This is a genomic window from Dermatophilaceae bacterium Soc4.6 (genome assembly GCA_039889245.1).
GTDB lineage: Bacteria > Actinomycetota > Actinomycetes > Actinomycetales > Dermatophilaceae > Lapillicoccus.
The window spans coordinates 2,253,216-2,266,370 of the sequence record JAZGVH010000002.1 but is presented as its reverse complement, the minus strand read 5'-3'; the positions used below and the strand labels follow the sequence as shown (position 1 = coordinate 2,266,370).

The window sequence follows — 13,155 nt, the reverse complement described above, 5'->3', positions numbered from 1 at the left end:
ACACCCGTATGAGGCGTCGGCCAGCCGGCCGCCGTAGTCTCGCGCCATGCACGACACAGATGCGGACGCGATCGTCGTCGGAGCGGGCCTCGCGGGTCTCGTGGCGGCCACCGAGCTCACCGACCGGGGCCGGCGGGTGCTGGTCGTCGAGCAGGAGTCTCGGGCCAACCTGGGCGGCCAGGCGTTCTGGTCCTTCGGCGGGCTCTTCCTCGTCGACTCGCCCGAGCAGCGGCGGATGGGCATCAAGGACTCGGCCGAGCTGGCCTGGCAGGACTGGCAGGGAACGGCCGGCTTCGACCGGCCCGAGGACCACTGGCCCGGGCTGTGGGCGCGCGCCTACGTCGACTTCGCGGCGGGTGAGAAGCGGGCCTGGCTGCACGACAAGGGAATGCGCTGGTTTCCCCTGGTCGGCTGGGCCGAGCGCGGAGACGGCCGCGCCGGCGGCCACGGCAACTCCGTGCCGCGCTTCCACGTCACCTGGGGCACCGGCCCGGGCGTCGTCGAGCCCTTCGTGCGGCGCGCCGTGCAGGCCGAGCGCGACGGCCTGCTGCGCTTCGCCTTCCGTCACCAGGTCGACGAGCTGCTCGTGCAGGGGGGCACGGTCACCGGGGTCCGCGGCACCCTGCTCGCCCCGGCGACACAGCCCCGCGGGGTGACCACCTCGCGCGAGGGCGTCGGCGACTTCTCGCTCACTGCGGGGGTCACGCTGGTCACCTCCGGTGGCATCGGCGGCAACCACGACCTCGTGCGCGCCGCGTGGCCGTCGCGGCTGGGCCGCCCACCCGAGCGGATGGTCACCGGGGTGCCGACCCACGTCGACGGCCGGATGCTGTCGATCAGCGAGCGCGCCGGCGGGCACGTCATCAACGGCGACCGCATGTGGCACTACGTCGAGGGGGTGCACAACTGGGACCCGATCTGGCCGAGCCACGCCATCCGCATCCTGCCCGGCCCGAGCTCGCTCTGGCTCGACGGCAACGGTGACCGGCTGCCGCCGCCGCTCTTCCCCGGCTTCGACACCCTCGGCACCCTCGCGCACCTGCGCGGCACGGGGCACGACCACTCGTGGTTCGTGCTGACCCGCTCGATCATCGAGAAGGAGTTCGCCCTCTCGGGCTCGGAGCAGAATCCCGACCTCACCGACCGGTCCCTCACCCAGGTGCTGGGTCGGGTGCGGCCCGGGGCGCCGGCGCCCGTGCAGGCGTTCCTCGACCACGGGGTCGACTTCGTGCAGGCCGACACGATCGGCGAGCTCGTGGCCAAGATGAACGCGCTGACCCCCGACGCCCCGCTCGACCCGGGCCACGTCGAGCGGCAGGTGGTCGAGCGCGACCGCGAGATGGGCAACCGCTACAGCAAGGACGCGCAGGTGACCGCGATCCACGGCGCGCGCACCTACCGCGGCGACCGCCTTAGTCGGGTCGCCACCCCGCACCGCCTGCTCGACCCCGCCCACGGGCCGCTCATCGCGGTGCGCCTGTCGGTCGTCACCCGCAAGTCGCTCGGCGGCCTGCAGACCGACCTCGAGGCCCGCGTGCTCCGTGCCGACGGCACCCCGGTCCCCGGCCTGTATGCCGCGGGCGAGGTCGCCGGCTTCGGCGGCGGCGGGGTGCACGGCTACCGCTCGCTCGAGGGCACCTTCCTCGGCGGCTGCCTCTTCTCGGGCCGGACTGCGGGCCGGGCGGCGGCCGCCGCCCTCGGCTGACCCCCCGTCAAGTGGGCCGGGGAGTGGCGGGGGGCATCCGACGGGCCGGTCGGCCCCGAACCTCCTGCATGACGACCCGCCCGGCACACACGGCGACGCGCACCGCATCCAGGGCGCTCGCGACGCTCGCCGTCCTCGCCCCGACCGTCGTGGTCGCGCGCGCCCTGCGGGTGCGGCTGTCGGTGGGACCGTGGGGGCGGCACTGGGCCCGACGGGCTCAGCACGGCGAGACCCTCCTCGTCACCCTGGGTGACTCCCTGACGGTGGGCACCGGCTCGTCCCGTCCGAGCACCTCGTGGCTGGGACGCTTCGTCAGCCACGTCGAGGCGAGCACCGGCCACCCGCTGCGGGTGGACAACCGGGCGGTCTACGGCGCGAAGATCGCCGACCTGATCGCAGCCCAGCTGCCGCTGCCCCCCGACGCCACGCTCGTCACCCTCTGCGTCGGCGCCAACGACGCCGGGCGCACCGACCCGGAAGCCTTCCGCCGGGACCTCCGGCTCGTATGCTCCCAGCTGCCGCCGGGATCGCTCGTGGGTGACGTGCCGCAGTTCCAGTGGGGTGGCCGGATCGACGCCGCCGCGCAGCTCGCCCGGGTCGTGCGGGAGGTCGTCGCCGACTTCCCCGACCTCGTGCTCGCCACGGTCGAGACGCACACCGTCGACACGAAGATCCTCACCGAGCTGGCCGGCGACTTCTTCCACCCCGGCGACCCCGGTCACCGCAAGATCGCCTGCGCCTTCATCGAGGCGTACGAGGTCTCGGCGGTCTCGTCTGCGCCTGAGCTGGCGGCCGGGGCACCGGTCGCCTCCTGACGGCTGGTCAGCGGCAACGGGTCAGAGGTACTGCCCCGTCGGCCCGGGGTGCCCACCGAGACCGCTGGCACCCGGAGGTGACTCCGCAGCGGCGTCGGCCTGCGGCTGACCCGGCGGCAGCGCCCGCATACCCTGCAGCTGCTGCTGGGCCGCCATCTGCTGCGCGAAGAGGGCGGTCTGGATGCCGTGGAAGAGCCCCTCGAGCCAGCCGACGAGCTGGGCCTGCGCGATGCGCAGCTCGGCGTCCGACGGGGTCTGCCCCGCGAAGGGCAGCACGAGCCGGTCGAGCTCGTCGACGAGCTCGGGGGCCAGGCCCGACTTGAGCTCCATGATCGAGCGGCCGTGGATGTCGGCGAGGCGGGCGCGCCCGGCGTCGTCGAGCGGGGCACCCTTGACCTCGTCGAGCAGGTTCTTGATCATCGAGCCGATGCGCATGACCTTCGCCGGCTGCTCGACGAGGTCGGCGGGGTTGGTGCCCGGACCGTCGCGACCCCCCGCCGGTGAGGCGACGCCCATGCCGTCCTGGGTGACGACGACGACACGTCCCTCGGAGGCGCCGTCCCCGTCGGGGGCACCGGACGCAGCGGGGGCACCGGACGCAGCGGGGATGACCTGATCGCTCATGACGACCATCCTGCCGCACGACCCCACGGGCGGAACGGGGTGGTCGTGACGGCGGCGCGGGTGCCCGGAAGCGGCAGGGTGAGCGAGCTCCCCCTGCCGCTCCGTGGCTGCCACAGGGGCAGGGCGGGGCAGACATGGCTGCACCGCACGGGCAGCCGTCTTCCATCTTGTCGGTTGTGCGAGCGACCGGACGATAGTCAGATCGGACCATTCCCTAGGCGTGGCACCGAGCGGCGAGCCCGCGCGGGTCAGGTGAGGCGGCGGGTGACGGTGGGCGAGCGCCGGCTGCACGCGGCGAGGGTGCCGGAGAAGGCCTGGCTCTCGGCCTGCGACGACGCCGTCGCGATGAGGGTGGCGACCAGGGTGAGGAAGGCGACCACGCCGAAGGCGATGAGCGACACCAGCCTCAGCGTCGCATCGCCGTCGTAGCCGGGCTCGACGTCGATGCGCGCACCCGGCAGCAGCCGGTCGAGCGCAGCCTGTAGGGAGCCCTGCACCTCCGGGGTGATCGGGCCCACCGGGTCGAAGGCGACCGTCGGCGCAGCCGGGCGAGGTCGCCGGACTTGAGGCTGCCGACGTCGGTGCCGTGGATGCGCACGCTCCCGCTCGTCGGGCGGTCGAGCCCCCCGCGAGGTTGAGCAGCGACGACGTGCCCGACCCGCTGGGACCCATCACGGCCACGAGCCCGCCGGCGCGCACGGTGAGGCAGACGCCGTCGAGGGCCCGCACCTGGGTCGCCGCCTCACCGTGCACCCGGGTCACCTCGTCGAGGACCAGAACCGGATCAGTGGAGACGGTCCCGGCGTCTGCCCTCGCACTCATCGTGTCGCCCGGGGCAAGGGGTCAGACGGTGAGCAGGATCTTGCCGATGTGGGTCGAGCCCTCCATGAGCGACTGCGCCGTCCCGGCCTCCGCGAGCGGGTGCGTGCCCTGGATGACGGGCGTCACCCGACCTGCCGCGATCAGCGGCCAGACGTGCTCGCGCACCGCGGCGATGATCGTCGCCTTCTCGGCCGCGGGGCGGGCGCGGAGGGTGGTGGCGATGACGGCGCCGCGCTTGGTGAGCAGGGCGCCGAGGTCGAGCTCGGCCTTCGCGCCGCCCTGCAGGCCGATGACCACGAGGCGTCCGGCGGTGGCGAGCACGTCGACGTTGCGAGCGAGGTACGCCGCGCCGACCATGTCGAGCACCACGTCGGCCCCGTGGCCGTCGGTCGCGTCCTTGACCCGCGCGACGAAGTCCTCGTCACGGTAGTTGACCAGGATCTCGGCGCCGAGGGCCCGACAGGCCTCGAGCTTGTCGGCCGAGCCGGCGGTGACGGCCACCCGGGCGCCGACCTCGCGGGCCAGCTGGATGGCCATCGTGCCGATGCCCGACGACCCCCCGTGGACCAGGAACACCTGTCCCGGCTGGAGGTTGGCGGTCATGAAGACGTTGGACCACACCGTCGCCACGACCTCGGGCAGCGCTGCGGCCTCGACCAGCCCGACCCCGACGGGGACGGGCAGCAGCTGCCCGGCGGGGACGGCGACCTTCGCGGCATACCCTCCGCCGGTGAGCAGGGCGCAGACCTCGTCACCGACCTGCCACTCGCCCGTGTCGCCGCCGCCGAGGGCGCTCACCCGGCCGCTCACCTCGAGGCCCGGGTAGGGCGAGGTGCCGGCTGGCGGGTCGTAGAACCCTTGCCGCTGCAGCACATCGGCGCGGTTGACACCGGCGGCGACGACGTCGACCAGCACCTCGCCCTCGCCAGCCACCGCATCGGGCACGTCGGCCAGCTGGAGCGCGTCGGGGCCGCCGGGGGTCGGGATCGTGATCGCCTTCATGCCTCCAACCTACGACGGGCGTCCTCCAGCTGCTCGGGGGTGTCGACGTCGAGCAGGTCGTCGGAGGCGACCTTGAGCACGAGGTGGGGCACGGCCTCGAGCAGCGCGCCGGCGCGGCCGGCATACGGGCTCCGGGGCATGGCCGTGCGAGCCACCTCGGTGACGTAGGCCGTCAGCAGCGGGTGGCCGCCCCGGCTGCGCCCGCGTACGGTCGTCGCCGTGACGCCGAAGTCGTCGGAGTCGGAGAGCGCCTCGGTGAGGGTCTCGGTGAGGCGCCGCGCCACGGGCCCGGCGAACGGCATGTCGCCGCCGAGGACGACCACGAGGTCGGTGTCGACGTGGCCCAGCCCGGCGTCGATCGCGGCGAGCGGGCCACCGTCGGGCCGCTCCTCGCGCACCCAGGTGACCGGGCGGGCGACCTCGCGGGTCGGGCCCACGACGACGACCGGCCAGTCGGGAGGCAGCGAGTCGAGCAGGTGCCCGAGCACCGTCGTGCCCCCGAGGGGCTGGTCGAGCTTGTCGGCCCCGAAGCGGGTCGAGCCGCCACCGGCGACGACGAGGGCGGTGACGGTGAGGGTCAAGGGGGGCCTCTTCCAGTGCCGGGGCGGGGGAGCGTGCGCTCCCCCGCCCCATGGGACCACGGGCGGCGCTAGCGTGGTGCGGGTGAGCGACCTCGAGGCGGATCCCGGGCAGCCGGCCGTCACGCAGACCAGCACGGCGTCGAGCGGTCAGGCGACCGTCGCCTTCGTCCTCGGGGTCTTCTCGGTCGTCGGGCTGTGGCTGCTCGGCCCGGTGGCGATCGTCGTCGCGAACGGGGCACTGCGCAAGGTCGAGACGGGCGAGATCCCAGCAGGCTCGCGGGGGCTCGCGGTCGTCGGCCGCATCCTGGGGATCATCGGCACCGTGTTCCTCGCGCTCGCGATCCTGGCGGTGATCGCCGGCGTCGTCCTCTTCGTGACCCGGAGCTCGGGTCCCTGAGCCCTGTTGCGTCAGGTGGCGTCGCGGGCCTGCTGCACGGCCGGCTGCACGGCATACACGGCGTCGACGAGCCGCATGACGGCGACGGCGACGACCGAGCCGGCGCTCGTGAGCGCGTAGTCGACCCGTGGCGGGACGCTGCCGTGGTCGGTGCGGGTGACGAGGCCGTCGGCCTCCAGCAGCTTGAGGGTCTGCGACAGCATCTTCTCGCTGACGCCGTCCACCCGACGGCGCAGCACCCCGAAGCGCATCGGACCGTCGGCGAGGGCGGCCAGCGTCAGCGCTCCCCATCGGCCGGTGACCGTCTCGAGGGTCTGCCGCGAGGGGCAGCGGGTGGCGAAGACGTCGTAGCCGGGTGCCGGGTCGACTCCTGCGGTCATCACGGCTCCTCGTCGTCTGCTTGGGTCCAAGCTATCAGCCGGGTAGCGCTAACCTTGAGTGAGCACTAACATTCAGTTAGTGTCGTTCCGACCCAGCCCGTTCACCTACCTGAAAGAGGTCCACCATGACCATCGCCGTCACCGCCGCCACCGGACAGCTCGGCCGCCTCGTCGTCGACGAGCTGCTGACCCGGGTGCCCGCCACCGAGGTCGTCGCCGTCGCTCGCGACGCGACCAAGGCCGCCGACCTCGCTGACCTCGGCGTCACCGTGCGCCTCGCCGACTACGACGACGGCGCCGCGATGGAGGCGGCGCTCGCCGGGGTCGACCGGCTGCTGCTGGTGTCGGGCAGCGCCATCGGCCAGCGGGCCCGCCAGCACGCGGTCGTCGTCGACGCCGCGATCGCTGCCGGCGTGGGGCACATCGCCTACACCAGCCTGCTCGGCGCCGGCTCCTCCACCATCGGCTTCGCGCCGGAGCACGTCGCCACCGAGGAGCACCTGCGTCAGACCGGCGTGGCCCACACCCTGCTGCGCAACGGGTGGTACCACGAGAACTACGCCTCCACGCTCGGCGCGGCGGCCGCGACGGGCACGGTCCTGACGAGCGCCCAGACCGGGCTGGTTGCCAGTGCCTCGCGCGCCGACTACGCCCGGGCCGCTGCCGTGGTGCTCACCACCCCGGTCGCTGAGCTCGACGACGTCTACGAGCTGTCGGGTGACGACGCCTGGCCGCAGGAGGTGCTCGCCGCCGCCGTCGCCGAGGTGATCGGCCGGCCCGTGACCGTCACCCGGGTCTCGGCGCAGGAGCAGGTAGCGGCCCTGCAGCAGGCGGGTCTCGACGAGGGCACGGCGGGCTTCGTCGCGAGCGTGGACACCGCCATCGACCACGGCGACCTCGCCCGGCAGACGGGTCAGCTCGCCGCTCTCATCGGCCGACCCACCACGTCGCTCGTCGACGGGCTGCGCCCGCTGGCGTGAGCCTCGCCGGGCGCCGGATCAGTCCTGCGAGTAGGTGCTCAGGAAGTCACCGATCCGGTGGATGGCCTCGGTGAGCACGTCGGCGTCGGGCAGGGCCACGAGCCGGAAGTGGTCGGGGTCGAACCAGTTGAAGCCGGTGCCGTGGGTGACGAGCAGCTTCTTGGCGCGCAGCAGGTCGATGACGAAGCGCTCGTCGTCGACGATGTGGTGGACGGCAGGATCCAGTCTCGGGAAGCAGTAGAGCGCGCCCCTGGGCTCGACACAGCTCACGCCGGGGATCTGGTTGAGCAGCGTCGTGGCCAGCTTGCTCTGCTCGTAGAACCGGCCACCGGGCACGATCAGCTCGGTGATCGACTGGTATCCACCGAGCGCGGTCTGGATCGCGTGCTGGCCGGGCACGTTGGCGCACATCCGCATGTTGGCCAGCAGGGTGATCCCCTCGAGGAAGTCGGCCGCCAGGTGCTTCGGGCCCGAGACCATCACCCATCCCGCGCGGTAGCCGCAGACGCGGTAGGCCTTCGACAGCCCCGAGAAGGTCAGGCACAGGACATCGTCGGCGGCGAACGTCGCGGCGTGGTGGTGCACCGAGTCGTCGAAGATGATCTTCTCGTAGATCTCGTCGGCCATGACGACCAGCCGGTGCCGTCGCGCGATGTCGACCAGGCCGCGCACGATCTCGTCGGAGTAGACCGCGCCGGTCGGGTTGTTGGGGTTGATGATGACCAGCGCGTGCGTGGCCGGGGTGATCTTGGCCTCGAGGTCGTCGAGGTCCGGCGCCCAGCCGTTGCTCTCGTCACAGCGGTAGTGCACCGGGGTGCCCCCGGCGAGGGTGACGGCGCCCGTCCACAGCGGGTAGTCGGGTGCCGGCACGAGGATCTCGTTGCCGTCGTCGACGAAGGCGGTCAGCACCATCGAGATCAGCTCGCTGACGCCGTTGCCGATGTAGACGTCGTCCACGAGCGTGTCGGTCAGCCCGTGCGACTGGTAGTACTGCGCCACCGCGGTGCGCGCGGAGTAGATGCCACGGCTGTCGCTGTAGCCCTGCGAGTCGGGCAGGTGGCGCACCATGTCGGCGACCATGGACTCGGGGGCCTCGAAGCCGAAGGGCGCGGTGTTGCCGATGTTGAGCTTGAGGATCTTGTGTCCCTCGGCCTCGAGCCGCTGCGCCTCGACGAGGATCGGCCCGCGCACGTCGTACCGCACGCCTTGCAGCTTCTTGCTCTGGACGATCTCGCGCATGAGAGCACTCTGTCATCCGACTGGCGGGCTCGCCTCGCAGTATTACCGGCTGGTCGAGGGCAGGCTCGGCCCCGGCTCGATCGTGAACAGCCGCCGCCACGGGTAGGCCAGCAGCCGCTGCACGCCCCGGCCGGCCAGGACCAGGCTGGTCACGACGACGACCGGCGCGCCCACCGACGTCGTCGAGTAGGCCAGACCGTAACCCCCGGGCAGAGCGGCGAAGGCGAGCAGGGCAGCCAGCAGGGCGAATCCGGTGAGGGCCCGCCGGTCCCGCAGGGTGGCGGCCAGCAGCGGCAGCGCCCACAGGAGGTACCAGGCGTAGAAGGCCGGTGAGAGCAGGGCGACGGCCAGCAGGGCGAGGGCGGCGTTGCGGCACACGAGGCGGGGGTCGTGGGCGTGGCGGGCGGCGTCGAGCCACAGCAGCACGAGCAGCACGCCGAGCAGCGCGAAGGCGGCGGTGCGCGCCCCCGAGGTCACGCTGGCGCCCCTGTCGGCGCCGCCCACCCAGCCGGCGAGGGTGCCCCAGGCGGTGGAGACGGCCGTCCAGTTCGACGCCTGGCCGGGGGCTCCGAGGGCGCCGAGCCATCGGAAGCCGAGACCGGTGGCGAGGCTCAGCCCGCCGAAGACGGCCCCCGTCAGCGCCGACGCGAGCAGCGCCCGGGCCACGAGACGGCGCCAGTCGTGCAGCCGCCCGCCGTCGCCCGCCCACAGCAGGGCGAGGAACGGCACCACCACCGCGGCCGGGGCCTTGACCGCAGCCGCCAGGCTGACGAGCAGCATCGCGACGGCCCACTGCCGGTCGAGGGCGACGACCACGGCCGCGACCACGCCGGCCACCATCAGCGCGTCGTTGTGGGCGCCCGAGACCAGGTGCCCGCCCACGACCGGGGTGAGCACGCCCAGCCACAGCGCCCGCACCTGCGAGCGCTCGTCACCACCGAGCCGGCGCGCGACGGCGGGCACGCCCCAGGCCAGGGCGACGACCGCGAGCACGGCGAGCAGACGCAGCAGCGCGAGCGCGACCAGCAGGTGGCCGCCGGCGACGCCCGCCACGACGCGGGTCAGCACCAGGAAGACCGGCCCGTAGGGGGCGGGGGTGTCCAGCCAGGTGCGCGCGACGGCGTCGACCCACGGCGAGTCGAGCGCGCGCACGCCCTGCGTGTAGGGGTCGAGACCCGAGTGGAGCATGAGGCCCTGCGCGGCATACGAGTAGAGGTCGCGGCTGTAGAGCGGTGCGCTGAGCAGCAGCGGGCCGCACCAGCAGGCGGCGGTACGACGCGCCCAGCCCAGGCCCACGGGCGCGTCCCGTAGCGCCCACCAGCAGTAGACGAGGGTGCCCATCGCGAGGATCGCGACCGAGGCGGCGAGGTTGGAGCCGCCCTCCGGTCGCCAGGGGACGACGCCCGGCCAGACGACGGGTGAGAACTCCTGGGGGACGGCCGCGCAGAACCAGGACGCCAGGGCGAGGGCGGCAGCCGCGACGGTGCCGACCACCCGCCAGGTGGTGGGCGGGCCCTGCCGCCGTGAGGGTCGCAGGGCGGCCACGGCGTCGAGCGTCACGGGTCCTCCTGGTGGCCGGCACCCGGTCGAATCGGGCGCGCCCAGCATAGGCGGGCCGGTAGCGTGACCCCTCGTGATGGTGCTGCCCGATCTCGACCTGGTCTTCCTCGCCTACAACAAGGCGGGGTCGAGCTCGATCGAGGCTGCGCTGCACGGGCACCGGTCGGCGGTGTGGGAGGCCTACGCCCGGGCGGGTCACCAGGCCCTGCGCCGGCCGGGCCCGTGGAAGCACATGAACGCGAGGGAGTTCGAGCGTCTCTTCGCCTGGCGGCGGGCCGTGACCGGGATGCACCGGGTCGCCGTCGTGCGCAACCCGTGGGACCGGATGGTCTCGGTCTACCACTACCAGCGCCAGACCGTGCCGCAGTCGCACGACCGGGCGAGGGAGCTCGACTTCCGCGACTACGTGCTGCGCGGGGGGCAGGGATCGGCCTTCACGACCTTCACCGACTTCGCCGGCGACGGGTCGGGCGAGCTCAAGGTCGACACCGTGCTGCGGGTCGAGACCCTCGACGACGACTTTGCGGCGCTCTGTGCGGCGCGCGGGCTGACCGGGATCTCGTTGCCGCGCAAGAACACCAGCGCTCGTGGCGACTACCGCGAGCTGTATGACGACGACACCCGCGAGGCGGTCGGGCGGGCTTTCGCCGCCGACATCGAGCGCTTCGGCTACCGCTTCTGACGAGCGTGACCCCGGACGCCAGGACGCCGCTGAGACCGCGCCCGCGGCGATCATCCTCGTCTCCTCGCACTTCGGGCAGGCGCTGTCGACCACCCACGTGGCCACCGGCTCCACCCTGGGCAGCGGGGTCGGCAAGCGAGGTGCGGAGGTGCGGTGGCACCTCGCGCGGCGAACGGGGCTGGCCTGGCTGCTCACCATGCCCGCCGCCGCCTCTCTCGTCACCTTCGCCCTGGGAGGGACCGTCGGGATGGTCGTCCTGTTCGTGGGCCCCCTGACGGTCGGCGCAGCCGTGTTCAGGGCCTCGCGCCACCACGCAGTCACGGCGGCCAACGTCAACACCGACTGGACGGTCGTAGTATCCAGAGCACCACCAACGCGTCGGGACCCGTCCAGCCCGCGGAACCGCCGCAGACGGGATCACGCACATGAGCTCCTGGATCGACCTCGGCGCAGTCGCCAGGGTGTGTACGGTCGCTCTGCTGGCCGGTGCCCTTCCTGAGGACGACATCGCCCGGGTCCAGGCACACCTCGCCGCGGGCGATTCGCCCCTCACCCGAGCCATGCCGTAGCCCGTCGTGGAGGACAGGTGCGACCCCGTGGGACCGAGCGGGGGGCCGGTGGCCGCCAGGGCCTTCCGCCTTCCCGTGCTGCGAGGCGTGCTGCCGATCTCGGGTCGGGGTGTCCCGCGGGAGGTGCTGGCCGGGCTCAGCCTCGCGGCGCTCGGCATCCCCGAGGTCCTCGGTTACGCCCGCATCGCCGGTATGCCGGTCGAGACCGGGCTCTACACGATGCTCGTGCCGATGGCGGTCTTCGCGGTGCTCGGCTCCTCGCGTCACCTGGTGGTGGCCGCCGACTCCGCGACGGCAGCGATCATGGCGGCCGGTGTCGCTGCCCTGGCGCTGCCGGGGTCACCGCGCTACGTGCAGCTCGTCGCCCTCGTGACGCTCGTCACCGGCGTGTTCCTCGTGGTCGCCCGGGTGGCTCGGCTCGGCTTCCTGGCCAACTTCCTGTCCCGCACCGTGCTGGTCGGTTTCCTGTCCGGCGTCGGCGTGTCGGTGGCGATCGGCCAGCTGCCGGAGCTGCTGGGCGTGACCGTCCACGCCGACAACGCCCTCGGCACGCTCATCGGCTCGGTCGCCGCACTGCCCCAGGCGTCCCTGGCCACCGTCGGTGTGGCAACGGCCGTGCTGCTCGGGGTCCCCCTGCTCCGCAGGACCGCCAAGCGGGTGCCCGCAGCCCTGCTCGCCGTGACCGTCTCCATCGTCGTCAGCGTGCTGTGGGACCTTCCCTCGCACGGCGTCGAGGTCATCGGCCACGTCCCCGGTGGCCTGCCCCCTCTGCGCGTCCCCGTGGTGACGGTGCACGACACGTCAGCGCTGGCGATGACCGCCGTGTCGATGGCAGCGGTGATCCTGGCGCAGTCGGTGGCGACCGCCCGAGCCTACGCCGACACCTACAACGACGACCTCGACTCGAACGCCGACCTGCTGGCCCTCGGAGCGGCGAACGGCATCGCCGCATTCACCGGGAGCTTCGTCGTCAACGGCAGCCCGACCAAGACGCAGATGGTGACCAGCGCCGGCGGACGCACCCAGCTGGCGCAGCTGAGCTGCTGTGCCGTGGTGCTGCTGGTGCTCCTCGTCGCCAGTGCCCCGCTGGCGCACCTCTCCGTCGCCGTGCTGGCGGCGGTCGTCTTCCTCATCGGGGTCGAGCTCGTCGACCTCGTCGGCCTCCGGGAGATCATGCGGGTCCGGCGGGTCGAGTTCACCCTGGCGCTGCTCACCATGGCCGGCGTGGTGGTCCTCGGTGTCGAGCAGGCCATCGTGTTCGCGATGCTCGCCTCGATCGTCGACCACCTGCGTCACAGCTACGGGCCGCGCACCCAGGTGCTGACGCGGCAGCCGGGCGGGCACTGGCAGGCGGTGACCGCCACGGCCGAGGTGCGCACCCGCGAGGGTCTGGTCATCTACCGCTTCCCCTCCAGCCTCTACTACGCGAGTGCGCACACGCTCGCCGCCGACCTGGCGGCCTTCGCGTCGTCGACCGCCGCGCTCGACTGGTTCTGCATCGACTGCACCGCGCTGAGTGACATCGACTTCACTGCCGCCCAGACACTGCGCCGGTCCATCAGCCGGCTCTCTGCCCGGGGCACTCGCGTCGTGTTCTCCGGCGCCGATGCCGCCGTCCGGGAGCAGCTCACCGCCAACGGCCTGATGGCGCCGTCCAGCCCCGACTGCTATCCCACACCGGGCGCCGTCCTCGACGCCTACGAGGCCTCCGACCGACCGACCGGCGCCGCATCGCCTCGGCGCTGTGACCACCCTGCCCCGGACGCTCCGCCAGCCGGCCAGCGCTGAGGCCGCCCGAC

14 protein-coding genes and 2 pseudogenes are annotated in these 13,155 nt (G+C 73.1%); 8 read left to right on the top strand and 8 right to left on the bottom strand.

Annotation, left to right across the window (positions count from 1 at the left end; translation table 11 throughout):
- Nucleotides 1–46: 46 nt before the first annotated feature.
- Together V3N99_10440 and V3N99_10435 are read left to right on the top strand one after the other, a co-directional pair.
- Nucleotides 47–1,705, top strand: coding sequence for an FAD-binding dehydrogenase (locus V3N99_10440; protein ID MEO3937163.1), 1,659 nt, complete (start codon nucleotides 47–49; stop codon nucleotides 1,703–1,705).
- A 68-nt stretch (nucleotides 1,706–1,773) separates the two neighbouring features.
- Nucleotides 1,774–2,520: an SGNH/GDSL hydrolase family protein gene (locus V3N99_10435; protein ID MEO3937162.1), complete on the top strand. Its 747-nt coding sequence runs from the start codon at nucleotides 1,774–1,776 to the stop codon at nucleotides 2,518–2,520.
- 21 nt (nucleotides 2,521–2,541) lie between these two features.
- Here the strand turns inward: V3N99_10435 and V3N99_10430 are convergent, their stop codons facing one another.
- The 5 genes and pseudogenes from V3N99_10430 to V3N99_10410 all read right to left on the bottom strand — a co-directional run bounded on the left by V3N99_10430 (nucleotide 2,542) and on the right by V3N99_10410 (nucleotide 5,549).
- The gene (locus V3N99_10430) at nucleotides 2,542–3,144 is read right to left on the bottom strand and encodes a bacterial proteasome activator family protein (GenBank protein ID MEO3937161.1); all 603 of its coding nucleotides are present in this window, start codon (nucleotides 3,142–3,144) and stop codon (nucleotides 2,542–2,544) included.
- 248 nt (nucleotides 3,145–3,392) lie between these two features.
- Entirely contained in the window at nucleotides 3,393–3,662 is a 270-nt protein-coding gene (locus tag V3N99_10425; protein MEO3937160.1) for a hypothetical protein, read from the bottom strand.
- A gap of 11 nt (nucleotides 3,663–3,673) precedes the next feature.
- A pseudogene (locus tag V3N99_10420) lies at nucleotides 3,674–3,966 on the bottom strand (ATP-binding cassette domain-containing protein).
- 21 nt (nucleotides 3,967–3,987) lie between these two features.
- The gene (locus V3N99_10415) at nucleotides 3,988–4,968 is read right to left on the bottom strand and encodes an NAD(P)H-quinone oxidoreductase (protein MEO3937159.1); all 981 of its coding nucleotides are present in this window, start codon (nucleotides 4,966–4,968) and stop codon (nucleotides 3,988–3,990) included.
- A complete protein-coding gene (locus tag V3N99_10410) occupies nucleotides 4,965–5,549 on the bottom strand; it encodes an NTP transferase domain-containing protein (protein ID MEO3937158.1) in 585 nt (194 codons plus the stop codon). The genes V3N99_10415 and V3N99_10410 overlap by 4 nt, the downstream gene beginning before the upstream one ends.
- An 82-nt stretch (nucleotides 5,550–5,631) precedes the next feature.
- Here V3N99_10410 and V3N99_10405 point away from each other — a divergent pair, with 82 nt between their 5' ends.
- On the top strand, nucleotides 5,632–5,946 hold the full coding sequence (locus V3N99_10405; GenBank protein ID MEO3937157.1) for a DUF4190 domain-containing protein: 315 nt from the start codon (nucleotides 5,632–5,634) through the stop codon (nucleotides 5,944–5,946).
- Nucleotides 5,947–5,957: 11 nt separating this feature from the next.
- On the opposite strand, the gene V3N99_10400 is transcribed toward V3N99_10405, so the two are convergent.
- Nucleotides 5,958–6,326, bottom strand: a complete 369-nt coding sequence (locus V3N99_10400) for a helix-turn-helix domain-containing protein (GenBank protein MEO3937156.1) — start codon at nucleotides 6,324–6,326, stop codon at nucleotides 5,958–5,960.
- Between the two features lie 125 nt (nucleotides 6,327–6,451).
- Between V3N99_10400 and V3N99_10395 the strand changes: the two genes are divergently transcribed.
- On the top strand, nucleotides 6,452–7,306 hold the full coding sequence (locus V3N99_10395; protein ID MEO3937155.1) for an NmrA family NAD(P)-binding protein: 855 nt from the start codon (nucleotides 6,452–6,454) through the stop codon (nucleotides 7,304–7,306).
- 18 nt (nucleotides 7,307–7,324) lie between these two features.
- Here the strand turns inward: V3N99_10395 and V3N99_10390 are convergent, their stop codons facing one another.
- Entirely contained in the window at nucleotides 7,325–8,545 is a 1,221-nt protein-coding gene (locus V3N99_10390; GenBank protein ID MEO3937154.1) for a pyridoxal phosphate-dependent aminotransferase, read from the bottom strand.
- A 42-nt stretch (nucleotides 8,546–8,587) separates the two neighbouring features.
- Entirely contained in the window at nucleotides 8,588–10,105 is a 1,518-nt protein-coding gene (mptB, locus tag V3N99_10385) for a polyprenol phosphomannose-dependent alpha 1,6 mannosyltransferase MptB (GenBank protein ID MEO3937153.1), read from the bottom strand.
- A 76-nt stretch (nucleotides 10,106–10,181) separates the two neighbouring features.
- Between mptB and V3N99_10380 the strand changes: the two genes are divergently transcribed.
- From V3N99_10380 to V3N99_10365, 4 genes and pseudogenes are all read left to right on the top strand, one after another.
- A complete protein-coding gene (locus V3N99_10380) occupies nucleotides 10,182–10,787 on the top strand; it encodes a sulfotransferase family 2 domain-containing protein (GenBank protein MEO3937152.1) in 606 nt (201 codons plus the stop codon).
- Nucleotides 10,714–10,989 (top strand): annotated as a pseudogene (locus V3N99_10375) (inorganic phosphate transporter). The gene V3N99_10380 and the pseudogene V3N99_10375 overlap by 74 nt, the downstream one beginning before the upstream one ends.
- Nucleotides 10,990–11,212: 223 nt before the next feature.
- A complete protein-coding gene (locus V3N99_10370) occupies nucleotides 11,213–11,356 on the top strand; it encodes a hypothetical protein (protein MEO3937151.1) in 144 nt (47 codons plus the stop codon).
- A gap of 27 nt (nucleotides 11,357–11,383) precedes the next feature.
- Entirely contained in the window at nucleotides 11,384–13,144 is a 1,761-nt protein-coding gene (locus V3N99_10365) for a SulP family inorganic anion transporter (protein MEO3937150.1), read from the top strand.
- Nucleotides 13,145–13,155 lie beyond the last annotated feature (11 nt).

What these genes read in the sequence shown, in the direction of transcription:
- V3N99_10440 (MEO3937163.1), top strand. Translation starts at nt 47, where the DNA reads ATGCACGACACAGATGCGGACGCGATCGTCGTCGGAGCGGGCCTCGCG.
- V3N99_10435 (MEO3937162.1), top strand. Translation starts at nt 1,774, where the DNA reads ATGACGACCCGCCCGGCACACACGGCGACGCGCACCGCATCCAGGGCG.
- V3N99_10430 (MEO3937161.1), bottom strand. Translation starts at nt 3,144, where the DNA reads ATGAGCGATCAGGTCATCCCCGCTGCGTCCGGTGCCCCCGCTGCGTCC.
- V3N99_10415 (MEO3937159.1), bottom strand. Translation starts at nt 4,968, where the DNA reads ATGAAGGCGATCACGATCCCGACCCCCGGCGGCCCCGACGCGCTCCAG.
- V3N99_10400 (MEO3937156.1), bottom strand. Translation starts at nt 6,326, where the DNA reads ATGACCGCAGGAGTCGACCCGGCACCCGGCTACGACGTCTTCGCCACC.
- V3N99_10395 (MEO3937155.1), top strand. Translation starts at nt 6,452, where the DNA reads ATGACCATCGCCGTCACCGCCGCCACCGGACAGCTCGGCCGCCTCGTC.
- V3N99_10390 (MEO3937154.1), bottom strand. Translation starts at nt 8,545, where the DNA reads ATGCGCGAGATCGTCCAGAGCAAGAAGCTGCAAGGCGTGCGGTACGAC.
- V3N99_10380 (MEO3937152.1), top strand. Translation starts at nt 10,182, where the DNA reads ATGGTGCTGCCCGATCTCGACCTGGTCTTCCTCGCCTACAACAAGGCG.
- V3N99_10370 (MEO3937151.1), top strand. Translation starts at nt 11,213, where the DNA reads ATGAGCTCCTGGATCGACCTCGGCGCAGTCGCCAGGGTGTGTACGGTC.